Source organism: Nostoc sp. DedQUE04 (assembly GCF_034530995.1).
Classification (GTDB): domain Bacteria; phylum Cyanobacteriota; class Cyanobacteriia; order Cyanobacteriales; family Nostocaceae; genus Nostoc.
This window is the reverse complement of record NZ_JAVRCA010000006.1, coordinates 1-19,796: the sequence shown is the minus strand read 5'-3', so window position 1 is coordinate 19,796 and position 19,796 is coordinate 1. Positions and strand designations below refer to the sequence as shown.

Genomic DNA, 19,796 nt, shown 5'->3' with positions numbered 1-19,796 from the left:
TGTTTCACGCAGAGACGCAGAGGATAAAAGACTATGCTTTGCTTCTCTGCGTGAGGAACATTTACACTTGATTAGCAACGCCAGAAACTTAAGCTGATTTACGCTTGAATTTGTTCAACTTATTAATTGCTGTTGCTGCCATTTTTTGGTCTTTGATGAGTTGTTTTTGTTTGTCTACTTGAACAAGTATTTCTGCTAATGTTTTCAAGTTAGCATCAGGCTGTTCAGTAATTTTGTTAGCAATAGTTGCAAAGTTGTCTAGAATATCAGCAATAGTATCGTGAGTAAAGCGGTTGCCTTCATAGCTCAGTCCCACAGATAAATTTTCACCAGGCATAATTACTAACATCAAAGGATATTTTGTGCGCTCATAATTACTGATGTTGTCAATTTTTAAGCCGCTACTGGAATTTTGCAAAGCAGGATCTACTGGGTAATTATAAAATGCGACGTTAGTCTCAAACATTGGTGTGCCGCTAGCTATTTCACTTACCCGTTGAATTTCCACTAAGGGAGTATAAGAGTATTGCTCCCGTTCTACCTGCTGTATGTATAAATTTTTCAACCAAGGTAATATTTGAGAATCTTCTAATACTTGTACCCGTACTGGTAACGCATTGATAAACATGCCTACCATAGTTTCTACACCCACAAGAGATGGAGGTCGACCGGATACAGTTGTGCCAAATACTACATCTTTTTGACTGCTGTAATGGCTGAGTAACAGTGCCCAAATTCCTTGTACTACAGTGTTAAGAGTCAGTTGATGTTGTCTAGCTAGAGATTCCAGCGTAGTTGTTAATGCTTGTGGTAATTGAATATGCTGCTCGTGATAAGTTTGCTTTTGCTGGGAATTGTGAACAACAGACTTATCTGCAATTAGTAAAGTTGGGGCTGTAAAACCTTGAAGCGATCGCTTCCAAAATTCTTTGGCTTGGGAAAGGTCTTGTTGTTGCAACCAAGTTATATAATCTCGGAAGGGACGGGGAGTTTTTAGATATAAATCATTACCCCGATTCGCAGCTTCATAGAAAGCAAAAGCTTCTTGAACCACGATAGGTAAAGACCATCCATCTATCAATAAATGATGGAAAGTCCAGACAAATTCGTAAGTATCATCTGCTGTTTGGATGAGACTACAACGCATCAAGGGAGCTTGGTTAAGTTCAAAACCCTTGTTTCTATCTGCTTCCTGAAAAGCTATAAGTTGTTCTTGTTGCTGGGTAGGCGATAGAGAACGCCAGTCATCAGCAGCAAAAGGTAGATTTACAGTTTTGCAAACGACTTGGTGCGGCTTGTCAAGATTATCCCAGACAAAGAAGGTACGCAAAGCCGGATGACGCTCAACTACTCGTTGCCAAGCTTGGGCAAAGGCTGTTGGATTAATATATCCGTGGAGAGTGCAGCTTAACTGTTCGCAATACACCCCAGACTCTGGGTCATACAGGCTATGAAAGAGAATACCTTGCTGCATTGGGGAAAGGGGATAAATCGACTCAATATTTTTCTTTTTGCTGGCTGTGTCACGGATTGCCATTTCTGCAATCAAATTGTCCAGATATTTCTGAGTTAACTCAGCTTCGGGAAAATCTGAAGGTGTATAACCACCAACATTAGCAGACTGACAGTGATTGATAATATCTGTTAGTGCATTAATGAAACCAGCAGCTAAAGCCTCAATAGTCGATTGTTGGTGAATGTTTTGGCTATAAGTCCAATTAAGTTGCAGCTTACCTGATGCTACTAAGGCGTTAACTTCTAGTAAGTGAGTGCGATCGCCTAATTTGCTTTGCTCTGCACCAGCAGATTCTTGGGTCAATTTCCACGATCCAGATTCCGATAATTGGTCAAATTGTCCCAAGTAGTTGAAACTAACTTGTGCTTGGGGTACAGTTGCGAGTTGATGGCGAATTGCTGAATTGGGACTGAGATAGCTGAGAATCCCGTAGTTAATACCCCGTTTTTGGCAAGGGCGTAGTTGTTCTTTAATTGATTTTAAAGTTTTACCAGCATCGGCGATCGCTGCCAATTCTAATTTAATGGGGAAAAGGCAAGTAAACCACCCGACAGTGCGCGACAAATCGATGTCTGCAAACAGTTCTTCTCGTCCGTGACCTTCAACATCAACGAGTAGGGAAGATTCACCAGTCCATTGAGCAAAACTTTGTACCAAAGCAGTTAACAACACATCGTTAATTTGGGTGTTGTAAACAGCAGGAACTTCTTGCAGCAAAGCACGGGTTTGTTCTTCGTCGAGAGATACCGAAACTTGTGCGGATGAAACAACGGTATTAACTGCTTGAGTATAGTCTACAGGCAAAGAAGTAGAGCCGGATGACTGAGCCAACCAAAAGTCTATTTCGGCTGCAAGTGCTTCTGAGTTGCTATATTCAACTAAACGATGCGACCATTCTTTGAAGGAAGATGTTTTGGCTGGAAGTTGAATTGTTTCTCCCCGATTTAGTTGTTGATAAGCATTAAATAAGTCTTCTACCAAAATTCGCCACGAAACACCATCCACAGCTAAGTGATGCACAACGATCAGCAATCTAGCGGGTTGTTCGGCACCAAAGTTGAACAGGGCAGCTTGCATTAACTGTTGTGACAGATTTAAGCTAGCCTGTAGCCTGTTAGCAGTAGTTTCTAGGGCTGCTTGTTTTTCTTGTGAGGCGATCGCGCTTCGCCCTGTCGCAGACATGGCTGATAAATCTACACAAGTTAAAGTTACTGTACCATCAGCATCAGCATTAGTTTGTAACCAGCTTTCCCCTTCTTGGATAAATCTCAAACGTAAAGCATCGTGGTGCAATAATAATTGCTGCAAGGCTTGTTCTAATATTTCTGGTTTCAGGTCTGCTGGTACTTCCAACAACACTGACTGATTAAAATGGGCTGGTTGAGGTAGATTTTGTGCAAAAAACCAATGCTGGATAGGTGTTAATGGTAAGGAACCTGTAACTAAACCTTGTTCTGCTTTGATGCTCTGTGTTGTGTTTGCCATAGCAGCCAACTCAGCTATTGTCTGATGTTGAAATAACTGCTTGATATTTAATTGAATTCCGGCTTGGTTGGCTCTGGCAATAATTTGCAAGCTCAGGATAGAATCGCCACCAATTTCAAAGAAGTTATCGTGAATCCCAACTTGCTGCAATCTCAACACATCCGCCCATATCGCCGCTAACTTTTCTTCTTGTGGGGTGCGTGGAGCCACAAAGTTGACTTCTAACTCAGGACGGGATTCTGGTGCAGGTAATGCCCGACGGTCTACTTTGCCGTTTGGTGTTAAAGGCAGAGTATCTAACATCACAAAAGCCGACGGTACCATGTACTCAGGTAGCCGTTCCTTTAGGAATCGTCGCAGGTCACTAATTGTTGGTACTTGGTCTGAATTAGGAACTGTGTAAGCAACTAAACGTTGACTGCCAGGGATATCTTCACGGACGATGATTGTATTTTGAATTACGCCTGGGTGTTGGCTGAGTAAAGCTTCAATTTCTCCTAATTCAATGCGAAAGCCGCGTAATTTAACTTGATGGTCGATACGTCCTAAGTACTCAATATTACCATCAGGTAAATAACGTGCCAAATCCCCAGTTTTATAGAGGCGTTTGGAATTAAAGGATTGGTCTTCTGTTTCCCCCCTGCTCCCCTGCTCCCCTGCTCCCCTGCCTCTTTGAAAGGGGTGAAGAATGAATTTTTGTTGTGTCAACTCAGGACGGTTGAGATAACCTCTGGCTAATCCAATGCCACCAATATGCAGTTCCCCAGAAACACCAACGGGTACAGGTTGCAAATTTCCATCGAGCAAATATATTTGTGTATTAGCAATTGGACGACCAATAGGGGGTTTGTTAGTGATGTTACCGCTGCATTCTGCAACTGTTGACCAGACAGTCGCTTCTGTTGGGCCGTAGGCATTGAAGAAACGCCGACCACAAGACCAACGTTCAACCAAGTCGGGAGGACAAGCTTCTCCGGCTACAGTAATATTCTGCAAAGCTGGGAGTTCTTCGGCAGGTAAGACCGCTAAAGCTGATGGTGGTAAAGTGATGTGGGTAATGCCGTAGTTTTGTAATAGTTCAATTAACGATGAACCGGGCAATAAAGATTCTTTTGTTCCCAGGTAAAGTCTAGCTCCCGTTCCCAGAGCCATCACAACTTCAAAAATAGAAGCGTCAAAACTAAAGGAGGCAAACTGGAGAATGCGACTATCAGTTTGGACGTTATAAATCTGAATTTGCGCTATTACTAAGTTACATAACCCAGTATGTGCCACCATCACACCTTTTGGTTTACCCGTTGACCCAGAGGTATAAATTACATACGCTAAATCGGAAGCGGTAACTGCACTAACAGGATTAGAGCTGCTATTGTTGGCAATTTCTTTCCAGTCTGCATCCAGGCAAATTGTGACTGCTTGATGCTGTGGTAACTTCTCAACCAATCGCTGTTGTGTCAATAGCACTGGTAATTGAGCATCATCGAGCATAAAAGCCAAGCGATCGCTCGGATAATTAGGATCTAAAGGTACATAAGCACCACCTGCTTTGAGAATCCCTAATAACCCAACGATCATCTCTAGGGAACGTTCAACACAGATACCCACCAGGACATCTGGTTTTACACCTAAGTTTTGCAACTGGTGTGCTAATTGGTTGGCGCGATGATTTAACTCTCGGTAAGTAAGTTGCTGATTCTCAAAGACTACCGCCACTGCATCTGGTGTTTGTTCTACCCACTCTTCAAACAACTGATGAATACATTTACCTTGGGGATAAGCAGTTTGGGTATCGTTCCACTCTACAAGTAGCTGGTGCTGCTCGCTAGCACTTAATAATGATAATTCCGCAATTTTTTGCTGAGGGTTAGCCACAACATTTTCCAGCAAAGTCTGAAAATGCCCTGCCATGCGGCTAATAGTCGTAGCATCAAATAAATCGCTATTGAATTCCCATTCTCCTAAAAGTCCTGACTCGGTTTCTTGCATTGATAACGTCAGATCGAATTTCGCTGTACGATTTTCGATTTTTAAAAGATTTAAGCTCAAGTTGGGTAATTCTAATTTACCCATTGGTGCATTCTGCATGGCAAATGCTACTTGGAATAAAGGCATGTGAGAAAGCGATCGCTCTGGTTGCAAAGCTTCAACTAATCTCTCTAAAGGCATATCTTGATGAGCATAGGCATCTAAAGCAACTTGTCGCACCCTTTGTAGTAATTCTGCAAAACTCGGATTTCCTTCTAAATTAGTCCGCAGTACTAAGGTATTGACAAATAAACCAATTAGTGAGTGTGTTTCCTGGCGATCGCGGTTAGCAATCGGGGAACCGATAACAATATCTGACTGGTTACTATAGCGGAACAGTAAAGTTACAAAAGCTGCCATCAGGGCCATAAACATAGTTGCCCCTGACTTTTGACACAGGATATTTAATTGTTTTGTAAGATTTTGGTTGAGTTCAAAATGTAAAGTTTGACCTTGAAAGGTTTGAACTGGAGGACGCGGACGATCTGTAGGTAATTCTAATATTGGTGGGATACCAGCTAACTGCTGCCGCCAGTAGTTGAGTTGATTTTCTAATACCTCACCTTGCAACCATTGCCTCTGCCAATGAGCAAAATCAGCATATTGGATGGCTAATTCTGGTAGTGGAGAAGGTTGATTTTGAGAAAAAGCTGCGTATAAACTGGAAAACTCTTGAATAAATACCCCCATCGACCAGCCATCAGAAACAATATGGTGCATCGTTACTAGCAATACATAAGATTCTGATGCCAAATGTAGTAATGTCACTCGCAACAAACAATCTTTTGTCAGGTCAAAAGGTTGTAGTTGCTCCTCAATTGCCAAACGTTCTACCTCGGCAAACTGTTCTTCTGCTGGCAATGTTTGTAAGTCAATTACTGGAACAGCTATTGTTAAACAAGGTGTAATTATCTGGACAGCATTTCCATCAATTGTTTTAAAGTTAGTGCGAAGTATTGCATGACGTTGAATGATTTCTGCGATGATTTTTTCGAGGAGATATACTTGCAAATTACCAGTAATTTCTACCGCAGCAGCCATATTATATGCAGCGCTATTACCCTCCATTTGGTCGAGAAACCAAAGTCTTTGTTGAGGAAAAGATAAAGGAATTAGTTTATCAGTGCTAACAGATTCAATTCGTGGAACTTTAGGTTTATTGTTGATTGGAGAAGATTGCTGTGCCAACAATTTTTGCAGCACAAGTTCGCGTTTTTGAGGCGATAGATGTTCTAAACGCTTTAGTAAATCACTCATAAATTTATTGCTTTTATTTAAAAAGATAACTTTAGTAAAGTTACACAAGTAAGTGGCTAGTGTAGGTCAAAACTTCTATAGGGCAAGCTCAATAAATTTATGCAGTCACTTCTTTACATATCTTGTTTTGGCATTGCCGATCTTGGGCGTATGAGCGATAAGTTAAGCTCGTATGCTAGTTGTAAAGCGGCTTTGAGAAGATGTCTGGCAGAAAAACTGAACCCTCGCTGCTTTATTGAAAAGTCGGGGTTGCATAATAGAGGGAGGAATTGAGGTGCCCTACTGTGAGTTTTCCATACTGCGGCTGTACTGAGATTAGGAAAAATGGCTGGCGGCGAGGTAAACAGAATCACATATGTACTAATTGCGACGTGCGTTCCGCCCCGCTTCTCTACGAGACGCTACGCGAACGCTAACGCCAATTCATTGATGTCTACAGCCCACCAAAAGGATACTCAGATGAGAAAAAAATAGAATGCTTAAAAGCATACATTAATGGTGCTAGCTTTAGAGCAATTGAACGTCAGATAGGGGTTGATCGCACGACTATAATTAACTGGGTAAAACAAATTAGCGAAAACTTACCGGAGGCACCGCCAACGGATAAAATACCATCCGTTAGGGAATTAGATAAACTGGAAACTTTTGTGCGGTCAAAAAAACAAAATTTGCATATGGACGGCGTTATACTTAAACTCGCATTCATAATTTGATTTAAAATATTTCTACAAAAGAAAAACTGATAAAAACTAAAGCTTTAGAAAACTTAGAGTAGCGATTGCAAATGTACCTGTTTCAGTGTCAAATTAGCGATCGCCCCTCAATTAAAATAAAACTATGAAAATCCCTGAATTATTACTTGATTCCATGCTCCCCTGCACAAAGATGGCCTGCACCAACGAACTGACACGGCTCAAAGCAGTGTATCAATTTCAGGGTTTGGATGCTGTACCCAATCGGGCATTAGATGACTTAACAGCACTGGCAGCCGATCTGTGCCAAACTCCAATGGCACTGGTGAGTTTTATCGGAGCCGATCGCCAGTTGGTTAAGTCTAAGGTGGGAATCACATTAACAGAAATTCGCCGAGACCTCGCATTTTGTAACTACACCATTCGCCAGTCAGATATATTTGTAATTCCAGATACTCTGGCCGATCCCCGCTTTGCCACCAATCCCTTCGTTATAAATGCTCCCAATATCCGGTTTTATGCCGGAGTGCCCCTGGTAATAACTGGCGGTTGTGTCTTGGGTACACTCTGCGTCATGGACATTGAACCGCGCGATCTGAGTCAGAAACAACAAAAAGGATTGCAGACACTCAGCCACCAAGTGGTAGCGCAATTGGAGCTAAAGCGCAACACCACGAAGCTGCGTCAAACGATCCCGGAAATCAAACAACTAAAACAGCAATTGATTACTCAGGAATTAGTTGGTCAACAAGATTCAATTCTGTTTAATCTGGCAAATCAAATCCGTAATTCTCTGGATCTGGACACGATTTTACAAACGGCAGTAAATGAGATTCATAGTCTGTTGCAAGTCGATCGCTGTGACTTTGTGTGGTGTCTGCCCAACAAAGATCGGTTCAACTTTATGGTGACTCACGAAGCGACTAACCCAGAGATTCAGATGGCGTTGGGGGAACTTTCTCTTGGGCCAGGCTCCGTTCTGGCAGAAACTATCTTAAATCTAGATATGCTAAGGATTGAGGATGTTTCTACTACCTCAGAGGCACTCACCCCGGAGGATCGCGCCCTGCTGCATCAACTGGCAGTAACCTCGGTGCTGTTGCTGCCACTGAGAACCCATTCTAGTCAATTGGGTGCTATTGTTTGCCATCACTGTCGCGGTTCGCGCCAATGGACTGATAGCGAAGTCCGGTTACTCAAAGCTGTCACCGATCAAGTAGCGATCGCTCTCGATCAGGCAGAACTGCTTGCCCAAACACGAGCAACCGCCTTTGCCGCTCAAACTCAAGCCAATTATCTAGGAAACGCCCTGAGCCAGTTACAGCAAACCCAAATGCAACTGGTACAGCAAGAGAAGATGTCGAGCCTGGGACAATTGGTGGCCGGAGTTGCCCACGAAATCAACAACCCGGTTAACTTTATTAACGGTAATATTACTTATGCAACCAACTATGTTCGGGATTTACTGGAACTATTGCATCTTTATCAAGCAACCTATGCCAATGGAACTGATGCTATTCAGGAAAAGATAGAGTCCATCGATCTTGATTTCTTGATGCAAGATTTGCCTAATCTATTGTCGTCGATGCAAATGGGTGGAGAACGAATTCGGCAAATTGTCCTATCTCTGCGGAACTTCTCGCGCCTGGATGAAGCCGAGATGAAACCTGTGGATATCCATGAAGGGATTGACAACACGTTGTTAATTTTGAAGAGTCGGTTGAAATTAACTAGTGCCAAGTTTGAGATTCAAGTGATTAAAGCATACGACAATTTACCGCCTGTTGATTGTTATGCGGGGCAATTGAATCAAGTATTTATGAATCTTTTGGGTAACGCGATCGATGCCTTAGATGAAACGCCTAATCCGATCGTTACCATTCAAACAGAACTCATTAGTAGAGAATCGGGTAGTTCCGATCTATCCCAATTCTCCCACGCAGATAGTGTAGTGATTCGGATTCGAGATAACGGTTCTGGGATGACAGAAACAACCCAGCAAAAACTGTTCAATCCATTCTTCACCACCAAACCCATCGGCAAGGGAACCGGGCTGGGACTGTCCATCAGCTATCAAATTGTGGTTGAAAAACATGGCGGCATTTTGAAATGTTCATCAGAACTGGGGAAAGGCAGCGAGTTCTTGATTCAAATTCCGGTTGAGCCTCTGGTTAAAAGTACTTAAAGTATGTATAAAATTATCAAAATATCAATTGTTCAAGTCTTACTTTGGGAATGCTAGAGTAAACGCCAACGATGATTGACTCATCGACTTGTAAAGTATGTCAAATGGTACGACAAGCTCACCGATTGTTCTTGCGCTTGATGACAGCCCTGTGATTCATCAAATGATTAAACGAGCGTTAGAACCGGGCTATCAAGTAATAACAGCTGCTAACGCGGTTGATGCCCTGTCGATCATTTATCATCAACGAATTTCAGTCTTGCTATTGGATGTGCAAATGCCGGATGTAAACGGGTTGGAGTTTTGCCGCACGGTGCGGAGCCTGCCCCAGTTTCAGCATTTGCCCGTGATTATGGTGACTTCTCAAGATTCCCCCTTCGACCGGGTGAAGGGTCATCTGGCGGGTGCAACAGAATATCTGATCAAACCTTTTGATGCTGAACAATTGCGCGAAGCTGTACGAAAATTTATTGGCTCCTGATCTGCTGCTTGTTCATCAGACTTCGGCGCGATCGCGGTAACTGAGCAGTTCGACAGGCTCACTGTAACACTTGTCGAAGTTCAGTCGAACGCTGCCCACCCCACAATAGTTATATCAATCTTAGATATGCAAACTAGATGTGGTTTAGCTTAACAGTGTGCGATGGGTAAAACATTAGCGCAGAATGAGGATTTGCTAAGATTGGCACAGCCAGTTTTCTATCCTGACAGCTTTGCGGCGGCGATCGCGGAGATTTCTACCCATGACTCAAACTGCACCCAACGTCCCCAAGTTGATGACAATGGAGGAATACCTTGCCTATGACAATGGTACTGACACGCGCTATGAGCTTGTAGATGGAGAATTAGTAGAAGTGCCGACTGAATCCCCAGAAAACTGCAAGCTTGCCAAACTTCTGATGTTGGAATTAGCAAAATACATTTCGATTGTGCCGATCAACCTCAAAGATATGGAAATTGTGGTGAGTGGCAAACGAGCAAAGGTGCGCTTACCCGATCTGACCATACTGAGTGAAGAAGGATACGCAACGCTGGCAGGACAACGCAGCAACACAATTACCCAAGATATGCCACCGCCAATCTTGGTGGTTGAGGTGGTTTCACCCGGACAAGACAACCGCGACCGAGACTATCGTTACAAACGCACAGAATATGCGGCGCGAGGGATTGCGGAATACTGGATTATTGACCCGGAAAGGCAACAAATGACGCTGTGCTTATGGGTGAACGGGCAATATGAAGACACGATTTATACGGGTGACACTCCCCTAGTATCGGCGATCGTTCCTGATTTTAAGTTGAGTGCTGCTCAGATTCTGGCATTTGGACAAAATTAGCCTTTTGGATTAAGATGCGTTGCACGTTATATAGCAAGGGACTGGGGACTAGGGACACTTCGACAAGCTCAGTGCATCGCTGGGGACTGGGTGAAAAGTCTTTTTGTGTCTAAGTTTCATCAACAGATGATGTCCTAACCACCAAGGCTTGTGCTATAGCTACGCCTAACCTAGCCTATAACTGAAAATTCGATTCAATAGCATGGGAGCAATTTCGCCGATCGCTAAAATATGTTGGGCGGCTCCCAGAGCGATCGCTTCTTTGGGCATCCCGAAGACAACGCAGGTTTGTTCATCCTGGGCAATGGTAGTGCCTCCGGCTTGGGCGATCGCTTGTAATCCATCTGCACCATCCCGTCCCATGCCAGTCAGCAAAATACCAACCGCCGATCGCGGGTAGCAGGTGGCAACGGCTTGAAACAAAGCTGTAACGGAGGGACGATGCCCGGAAACGGCAGGGGTGCTGATGGTGATAAATCGCCCTTGAGTGTCGAGTTGCAGGTGTTGTCGTTCGGGAGCGAAGTAGACAGTACCCGGTTTGGGAAATTCTCCCGGTTGGGCGATCGTCACGCGCAGGAAACATTCTGCTGCTAGCCAATCTACCAGTCCTTGCAGAAATCCTTCGCTGATATGTTGGACGCACAGAATGGGTACGGGAAAGTTGGCAGGCAGTTGTTTTAGGATCGCGTACAATGCCTGGGGGCCGCCTGTAGAGGCTCCGATCGCCACGACTTTGGGCAGGGAAAACGGGGAATTACGAATGGGGAACTGCGAGTTACTGACAGGTTTTGGGCTGAATAATTCTGGCTTACTTTTGGGGCTAACAGAATGCATTCTGGGTTCTACCGCCGCACGGGAAGTGTGGCGAGTAAAGACTGTAACCCCTGCCAGAACTTTGATCCGGTTGATTAATTCGTGCTTGATGTGTTCATAGTCTGAAAGTGAGTCAATGTTGGGTTTGGGAAAAACATCCAAAGCACCCGCTTGCAGCAGTTTAAAAACATTGCGAGAATCTTCTTGAGTGTTGACGGAGGTGCTGATCACCAGAATGGGACGGGGATAGTCTGCCATAATCCGGCGGGTTAGTTCCAGTCCATCCATTTTGGGCATGTGTAAATCGGTGCAGATTACCTGCGGCTGTGCGGCTGGAATTCGCTCCAATGCTTCCACGCCATTGGGAGCAGTTCCCACCACATCCACTTCCGGGGAACTCGCCAGAATTCGCTTGAGGATGGTTAAGGCGACGAGCGAATCCTCCACCAGAAAGACGCGAATCGGGGCAGAGTTTTTCATGAATTGACATTAAGTTGAGATTTTATAGCAGGAGGCAGAAGGCAGTTCTTGCTGGAGGCAGAAGGTAAAACTATTACTATTCCTAGCATTCACATTTTCAAAATGTCCTAACTTATGTGACTACGGCTATACGAGAAAATTATTCTTCATTCATCCGCAAACCTCTACACTAACCGTTTGAGGGCTGACAGCAAGGCTTCTTGATTAAAGCTGCCTTTGATAATGTAGGCATTGGCTCCGGCTTCCGCACCCCGACGTTTATCTTCATCGCTGGCAAGCGAAGTAACCAAGATAATTGGAAGTTCGCTATATTCCTGATATTGGCGGATTTTAGCAGTTAACCCCAAGCCATCGAGATTTGGCATTTGCACATCGCTAACAACAGCATCAACGGTGTGCGATCGCAGTTTGTTCAATCCATCCAAACCATCCACAGCAGTAATCACTTGATAACCTGCGGTTTCTAAAATTCGCTTTTCTTGCGTGCGTGTGGCAATAGAATCTTCCACTAATAAAACGGTTGGTTTTGTAGGCGCAAGTTGACGAGTTTGGGTAGAAGAAATGGACTGCGATCGCGATCGGGCTGACTTCACCAAATCCTGGGGATTCAGCACCATACACACATCTCCAGTGCCTAAAATTGTTGCCCCGGAAACATTGCGGACTCGTTTAAGTAAATGACTTTGGGGTTTAATCAATACATCTTGCTCATCCACTAAGGCATCCACCACTACACCCAGTTGTGCTTGCCCAACCTGAAGAATAATACAGGAAAGCGCTGTTTCTTGAGTTAATCCAGATGGCATCGGGGGCAGTTCTAATAGATCGGCCAACTGCACAATCGAAATGGGTTGACTATCCCGAATTATTGTGTCCCGTCCCTCCAAGGGAAAAATCTCTTCTGACTTGATTAAGCAAGCGGTTTGGACAAACTCCACTGGAATGGCATAGGGCATTTGGTTCACTTGCACAATCAAGACATGGGCGGTTGCTAAGGTGATACCGAGATTGACGCGCAGCGTACATCCCAGTCCGGGAACCGATTCTACCTGAATTGTACCTTTCAATTTCTCGACATTGGTTTGCACCACATCCAGCCCCACACCCCGCCCTGATACTTCTGTCACTAGGGGGGCTGTTGAAAATCCCGGTGCGAAGATCAACGCCTGGATCTGGCTGGGAGTCATTGCTGCTGATTCTTCCTCACCGCAAATGCCCCGTTTCACCGCTATTTGTTTGATTCTATCCAGGTCAAGCCCCCGCCCATCATCACTGATTTCCAGCACAATGTTAGTGGGAGTTTGGTAAGCTTTGAGCCGAATCGTTGCCGTTGTTGGTTTTCCTAGCCGTTCCCGTTCCTGTGGTGGCTCAATTCCGTGATCGATCGCATTTCGCAGAATGTGCATTAGCGGATCTTTCATTTCTTCCAACAGGCGTTTGTCGGCAAGGGTGTCTTTGCCTTCTGCGATCAACTGCACCAATTTTCCCTGCTGCTGCGCCAGATCGCGCACCATCCGAGGAAAGAGGTTGAAAATCGTTGCAAAGGGCAGCAATCGCAGGGTACGAATACCTTCTTCTAAATCGCTACTGAGTTGTTCCAGTCGGGTTGTGTCTTCCGAAAGGGAACTCTGCAAGGTTTTCACCAAATGACCCAATTGCTCTAATCGTTTTTCCGAGTGATGATGAAAAGTTTCTAGACGTTGCAGGGCGACATCACCTTGTTGCTCTCGGCTGAACGCAAACCGATTAGTGAATAAATCTCGATTCCATTCTTCCCACAAATTAGCGATCGCCTCAATTTCTCCCAGCCGATGAGCAATCCGAATTTTGGTTACAGTTAACTCCCCTGCTTGCGTCATCAACGTATCCAGGTGGCGAGTACCAACGCGGATGGTTTCGATGCGGTAGCTATTGGTGGGGGATTTTGGATTTTGGACTTCGGCTTGGCTCAGTCGAACGATTTTGGATACTTCGACTTCACTCAGTACAAGTTTTGGATTTTGGATTGCTCCGTTTTCCTTTGACTCTCGCTCTTTATCAAAAGTATTGTTTTTTACTGTATTTATTACTTCACTACTGTTGACTTCTAGCTCTTGAGTCGGATTATCTTCCCTTTTTACTGGCTGCGCTCCCATCAATTCGGCCAGAACAGAAAAGGTATCAACCTTGGCAGGTTCTCCGGTGACGGCTTCATGAACGAGTTTGCGGATAGCAGCGATCGCATGAGCGAGACGTTCATAGGGTGATTCTGTTGTATCATTGCCCAACGAGGACGCAGGGTTTTCTTGTTGCTTGAGTTGAGTCAAAATATGCTCAATTTGATGTGCTAGAGTGCCTACATCTTTGACTCCCAGCATATTGGCATCGCCTTTGAGGGAATGCGCCTCTCGCATCAAGGCTTCCAGGACAGCCAGATCGTTGGGATGGTTTTCCAGATGCAGTAATCCATCATCCAGGTTTTGCAGATGTTCTTCGCTGGCTACTTTGAAAACGTCTCTCAGTTCTTCATCATCGATCATCATAGTTTTAAGTAATTAGGGGTTGAGCGAGGGAATTTTAGATTTTGGATTTTGGATTTTGGATTGAAGATTTAAAAGCGGTTCGACTGAGCTTGTTTAAGTCCAAAATCTCAAATTAAGTGACAAGCGCCTGACTTGATTGCTGGTTTCAATCTAAAATCTAAAATCTAAAATCCAAAATTGAGCGACTAAATGGTTGCCTTAAGTGCTTGCGCTGACTCGTTTAGTTGTTGAGTACCAGAGCGGCTCTGGCTAATGCCACTGGCAGTTTCACGCGCAGCAATATTCAAGTCATTCATGGCAGAGACAATTTGCTGAATGGCGATCGCTTGCTGGTTGATATTGAGTGAAATCTGTTGACTGTTGATGACAATATTATTCACTGCAACTTCTACACCAGCAAAGGATTCTGACGTTTCCTGGGCAATTCGCGTCCCTTCTTCCACAGTTTTAGTGCCTTCATGGGTGACAATGACAGTGATGCTGATAGCAGATTGAATGTCGCCTACCAAGGTGTTAATCTTTTCGGTTGATTTTTTGCTCTGGTCTGCTAGTTTGCGAATTTCAGCAGCGACAACAGCAAAGCCTTTACCATGCTCCCCTGCCCGGACTGCTTCTACAGCCGCATTTAACGCCAGCATATTAGTCTGACTTGCCAACTCGCCCACCAGACCAGAGATACTGCCAATCTGCTTGGTTTGTTCATTTAAGCGTGCGATATGGTCGGCGATCGCTGCGACTTTCTGCTGTAGGGTTTCCATGCCCTTGAGGGTGCGTTTTACAGCATCAGCACCGTTACCTGCAAGGATCAACGCCTGCCGTGCGCCTGCTACCGCCGATTCTGCTTGTTCGGCTGACTGCTGCGATGAGGCTCCCAATTCATCGATGGTGATAGTGGTTTGATTGACAGAACTTGCCTGCCGAGTCGCAGTCCGTTCTTGTTGCTCAACCGCAGCGGCGATTTCATTGGTGGAAGCAGCCATTGTTTGAACAATTTGAGCAATTTTGCCTGTCAACGGTTTAGCAATTTTGTTGCTCAGAAAAAATCCTAGTAAGATTGCCCCTAGAGGCCCAGCAATAATCCCAGTAACCACCCAACCTGTGGTCAAGTGGGTATCGTCACTGGCGGCTTTATTTGCATCTTCAGCAGTATCTTGATTAATTTTGATCAGTTGCAACAATGAATTAGTTGCAGCCGCAAAGGAAACATCATTTTTGACAACAGCGTTTTGTCTGAGTTTTGTCAGTCGTTCGGCAGCAGCGATCGCCACCTTCATTTCTGGAGAATTTTCTCGCTTCTGGCTGGTCAATTCCAGCTGTCTGGCAGTGGGGTTTACAACACCTAACCGGGCAAAATCCTGGTAAGCCTGAAGGTAGGCAGCATGATCTTGCTTCCACGCCTGCCACTGTTGCTTAAACGTCTGATAGAGTTTGTCCTCGTCGGGGCTGCGGGGTGTGGTTTCATATTCCTCAAGACCTGCGTCAATCTGCTTCCAGGCTGCCTGCATTCGATTTAACTCAGACTGTTTGGCTGCTGCGGGGAGTTCGGGGTTGATAATCGCTCGCTCTGCCGACTGGATCTGGGTCTGCCCTTCATTAACTCTCCACAATCCGTCGATGCTGGGGAGACTGTTATTACTGAGGGTGTCGATATGGCTGCTTAATTGATGAGTACCCCGCCAGCCGAAAAACCCTACGACCAAAACGACACCGCCCATCAGCAAAAATGAACCCATCAATCGTCCATGCAGAGACATATTTTTTAACATACTTGTAACTCAAATACATTTTTAGACAACGGCTTTTAGTTCTTGGGCGGCATCATTCAGTCGTTGGGTACCGACTTTAATTTGACTAATACCAGAGGCGGTTTCTCTGGCGGAAATATTCAGCGAGTTCATGGCTTCTACCACCTGTTGCACCGCGATCGCCTGTTGATTGGAAGTAAGGGAAATTTGTTGACCATTTAGCGCGATCGTTTTGATGGCATCCACAATCTTTTCTACGGTTTTCGTGCCTTCATCTGTCACCATCACGGTGGAATTGGTCGATTTTTGAATGTCTAAAACCAGTAGATTAATTTTTTCAGCCGATCGCTTACTCTGGTCTGCCAGTTTGCGAATTTCGGCAGCAACTACTGCAAAGCCTTTGCCATGTTCCCCGGCTCGCACGGCTTCTACTGCTGCGTTGAGCGCCAGCATATTAGTTTGACTTGCTAAATCACTAACCAGGGTGGAGATCGTGCCGATTTGATTGGTTTGTTCGCTTAAATGGAGAATTTGGGCGGCAATATCGCCTACTTTCTCGCGTAGACTCGATTGGCTGAACTGACCCTCTTGAGTGCGACCGTCTACCAGCAACAACACCTGCCGCGCCCCTGCGGCTGAGGCTTCTGCTTGTTCGGCAGACTGGCGCGAGGAAGCCGCCAATTCATCCATTGTCGTGGTAGTTTGGTTGACAGAAGTGGCTTGTTGGATGGTGGCGCGTTCTTGCTGCTCGATCGTCGTAGCAATTTCGGTTGTAGAAGTTGCGATCGCGCCAGCAGAGGCGTTCATCTGGCGGGAAGTGCGGCTAATGACCCAGATGCCAATTAAAATAGATAGCACCAAAGAGAGTCCACTAGCTAACATCACCGTGAACCTAAGCGCATTGAGCGCCTCTTGCTGCTCTTTTGCGGCAATTGCAAAAGTCTGATCTTCTCGCTGCTGCATTTCTCCAATCATGTCTACGACATCCTGCCCTTGATTGCGGGAATTTCCTTGACTCCAGCTTGCAACGGCTTCTTTGACTTTGCCCCGATCCACTCTTGCCATCAGGTTATCGTCAAAAGCAATCTGTTTATTCAGCAGTTCCTCTAGTTTGGTTAAAGACTGTCGTTCCTCTTGCGATCGGGCAAGTGTCATCAGTTTTGCTAGAAATTCCTTGGAATCCTTTTGAGCCTTTTGGTAGCTCTCAAACGATTGCTGATTTTTTTCTAACAAATAGCTTCGATTTGCCTTAGAACTACTTTGCACACTAACAGAAAGATCGTCGAGTATTGAGTTAATGTCATAAGAAGACAATAAATTTTCTGACCGTTGGTTCACCGTGTTGATATTGACGATCGTTGCTCCGGCAGAAATTAACAATGCCAGCACGGGAACTGCATACCCGCCAATAATCCAGTATCTTAGTCTCCAGTTTCGTTTGCTTTCCATCTTGCGATCTCCTGTAAGTGAATAAGTTCGAGAATTTCCAGATATTGCTATTACACAATTTTGGATTTTAGACTTCGGCTACGCTCAGTCGAACGATTTTAGATTTTAGATTGACCCATCAAGCTACGGTATACATCAATACCTTTTGGTTAAAGGGGGAAGGGGAAGGCAGCAGGGAGCAGGGGGCAGGGAGCAGGGGGAAGGGGGAAAGAAAAGCTTTTAACCTAAACCCAGTAACTTCTCCCAAAGCCCAATTTCAAGTTAAAAATCCTTAACCGAACAGTATTGCGGTATACACACAAATCTCTTAATCTGCACCTTTGTTACATCGACCTGCATCTTTGTTGCATTGACCTGCATCTTTGTTACATCGACCTGCATCTTTGTTACATCGACCTGCATCTTTGTTACATCGACCTGCATCTTTGTTACATCAACCTGCATCTTTGTTACATTAACCTGCGCCTTTGTTGCATTGACCTGCACCTTTGTTACATTGCCCCTGCCCCTGATTACACAACACTCTGTAGCTTATAAGCTGCATCATTGAGTTGGTGAGTGCTAACGCGAGTCTGACTGATGCCGATCGCTGTCTCTCTAGCAGAGTTATTGAGTGCATTCATTGCCTGTAAAATTTGCTGAACCGCAATGGATTGCTGGCTAGCGTTTAGCGAGATTTGCTGAATATTCAACACCATCCGGTTGACGGCATCGGTGACACTGATAAAGACTTCCACCGTCTGCTTAGTTATTGCCGCCCCCTGTTGAGCAGTTTTTGTACTTTCATCTGTCATCACAACGGTTGAGTTAATGGCGGATTGAATATCATTCACCAGCACATTAATTTTTTCAGCCGATCGCTTACTTCGATCTGCCAGTTTGCGAATTTCGGCGGCGACGATTGCAAAGCCTTTGCCTTGTTCCCCTGCCCGGACTGCCTCTACTGCCGCATTTAGCGCTAGCATATTGGTTTGATTTGCTAAGTCGCTCACCAACCCGGAAATATTGCCAATTTGCTTAGTTTGTTCGTTCAAGCGCAGCATTTGGTCTGCTACCGCACTGACTCTGTGGCTCAAGGCTGCCATTCCTTCCAAGGTGCGGTTCAGTGATTGATTGCCTTGATCTGCCAAATTTAAGACTTGTTGAGCGCTGGTTGAGGCAGTGGATGCTTGCTGGGCAGACTGTTGAGCAGAGGCGCTGAGTTCGTCCATTGTAGTGGTGGTTTCGCTGACCGAGGCTGCCTGTTGGTTGGCAGTGCGCTCTTGTTGCTCGATTGTGGCGGCAATTTCAGCCGTTGAGGTAGCGATCGCACTGGCTGATTCATTTATCCGTCGAGCAGTGCGGCTAATTACCCAGATGCCAGTCAAAACCGACAACAGCAAGGAAAGTCCAGTTGCAGACAGAATTGTGAGCTTGAGCGTATCGAGCGCTGCTTGTTGTTGCTTGGCAGCCAAAATTACATTCTGGTCTTCTCGGCGCTGAACTTCATCGATCGCACTTGTCAGGCGATCGACCATACTGCGAGCATTTTCGTGACTCCAGGTTTCAACAGCTTCCTGAACCTTACCTTGATTCACTTTGCCAATCAAATCATCCTCGACAAGCATTAAATTATTCAGCAGTCCCTCTAGCCTGGTTAATGACTGTTGCTCTTGCTCTGTTCTGGCAAGCGACATTAGCTTTGACAAAAGCTCGTTGAAGCTTCTTTGAGATTTTTGGTATTCGTCAAAGGATGTTTGATTTTTTTCTAACAAATAGCCCCGAACTGACTTAGAACCGCTCTGCACATTCGTGGCAAGGGCATTAATCGCTGAATTAACGTTATAGGAAGAAACTAAATCTTGCGATCGCTGACTCACCAGGTTGATATTAATAAATATCAGCCCCGCAGAAATTATCAACGCCAGAATGGGAACTCCATAGCTGCCCATAATCCAGTATCTCAGTTTCCAATTTCGCTTACTTTGCATTTTGTTATCTGTTGTGAATGAATGAGTTCAAGGATTTCCCAATATTTCTATCATTTGTAATCTTTGCGATCGGACTTTTGAATCAACGGAAGATTGCACAACATTCTGTATATCGACTGCGTTATCTCTGCGAGTTTGCTGCGAATCTCATTGATAATCTGTGGAACAAAACCTAACCCTAGATTTATAAGCGTTAGAGGTTGTTTGAAAAGTGTTTTGCTGTGATTTTAAGCACGTTTAGATCCCCCCTAACCCCCCTTAAAAAGGCTACGGTGTACACACAAGTCGAATTACCCCCCTTAGTCCCCCCTTGTAAAGGG

General features: G+C 45.0%; 10 protein-coding genes and 1 pseudogene. 5 read left to right on the top strand and 6 right to left on the bottom strand.

What is annotated here, in order from left to right:
• Positions 1 to 88: 88 nt before the first annotated feature.
• Positions 89 to 6,283, bottom strand: coding sequence for a non-ribosomal peptide synthetase (locus tag RM049_RS05665; protein ID WP_322703481.1), 6,195 nt, complete (start codon positions 6,281 to 6,283; stop codon positions 89 to 91).
• A 284-nt stretch (positions 6,284 to 6,567) separates the two neighbouring features.
• Between RM049_RS05665 and RM049_RS05660 the strand changes: the two are divergent.
• From RM049_RS05660 to RM049_RS05640, 5 genes and pseudogenes are all read left to right on the top strand, one after another.
• Positions 6,568 to 6,970, top strand: a pseudogene (locus RM049_RS05660) (transposase-like zinc-binding domain-containing protein); the annotation flags it as partial.
• Between the two features lie 150 nt (positions 6,971 to 7,120).
• A complete protein-coding gene (locus RM049_RS05655; protein ID WP_322703480.1) occupies positions 7,121 to 9,160 on the top strand; it encodes a GAF domain-containing protein in 2,040 nt (679 codons plus the stop codon).
• A 97-nt stretch (positions 9,161 to 9,257) separates the two neighbouring features.
• Positions 9,258 to 9,641 (top strand): response regulator, encoded by a 384-nt coding sequence (locus RM049_RS05650; protein ID WP_193948593.1) that lies wholly within the window; start codon positions 9,258 to 9,260, stop codon positions 9,639 to 9,641.
• Positions 9,642 to 9,803: 162 nt separating this feature from the next.
• Positions 9,804 to 9,965, top strand: coding sequence for a hypothetical protein (locus RM049_RS05645; protein WP_322703479.1), 162 nt, complete (start codon positions 9,804 to 9,806; stop codon positions 9,963 to 9,965).
• Positions 9,904 to 10,497 (top strand): Uma2 family endonuclease, encoded by a 594-nt coding sequence (locus RM049_RS05640; protein WP_322703478.1) that lies wholly within the window; start codon positions 9,904 to 9,906, stop codon positions 10,495 to 10,497. Before RM049_RS05645 ends, RM049_RS05640 begins: the two co-directional genes overlap by 62 nt.
• A gap of 165 nt (positions 10,498 to 10,662) precedes the next feature.
• On the opposite strand, the gene cheB is transcribed toward RM049_RS05640, so the two are convergent.
• From cheB to RM049_RS05615, 5 genes are all read right to left on the bottom strand, one after another.
• Positions 10,663 to 11,790: a chemotaxis-specific protein-glutamate methyltransferase CheB gene (cheB, locus tag RM049_RS05635; protein ID WP_322703477.1), complete on the bottom strand. Its 1,128-nt coding sequence runs from the start codon at positions 11,788 to 11,790 to the stop codon at positions 10,663 to 10,665.
• Between the two features lie 164 nt (positions 11,791 to 11,954).
• A complete protein-coding gene (locus RM049_RS05630) occupies positions 11,955 to 14,312 on the bottom strand; it encodes a hybrid sensor histidine kinase/response regulator (protein ID WP_322703476.1) in 2,358 nt (785 codons plus the stop codon).
• Between the two features lie 185 nt (positions 14,313 to 14,497).
• A complete protein-coding gene (locus tag RM049_RS05625) occupies positions 14,498 to 16,078 on the bottom strand; it encodes a methyl-accepting chemotaxis protein (RefSeq protein WP_322703475.1) in 1,581 nt (526 codons plus the stop codon).
• A gap of 21 nt (positions 16,079 to 16,099) precedes the next feature.
• Positions 16,100 to 17,506 carry a HAMP domain-containing methyl-accepting chemotaxis protein gene (locus RM049_RS05620; RefSeq protein WP_322670071.1) on the bottom strand — a complete coding sequence of 469 codons (1,407 nt, stop codon included), beginning with the start codon at positions 17,504 to 17,506 and terminating at the stop codon, positions 16,100 to 16,102.
• 512 nt (positions 17,507 to 18,018) lie between these two features.
• On the bottom strand, positions 18,019 to 19,476 hold the full coding sequence (locus RM049_RS05615) for a methyl-accepting chemotaxis protein (RefSeq protein ID WP_322685020.1): 1,458 nt from the start codon (positions 19,474 to 19,476) through the stop codon (positions 18,019 to 18,021).
• Between the last annotated feature and the right edge of the window lie 320 nt (positions 19,477 to 19,796).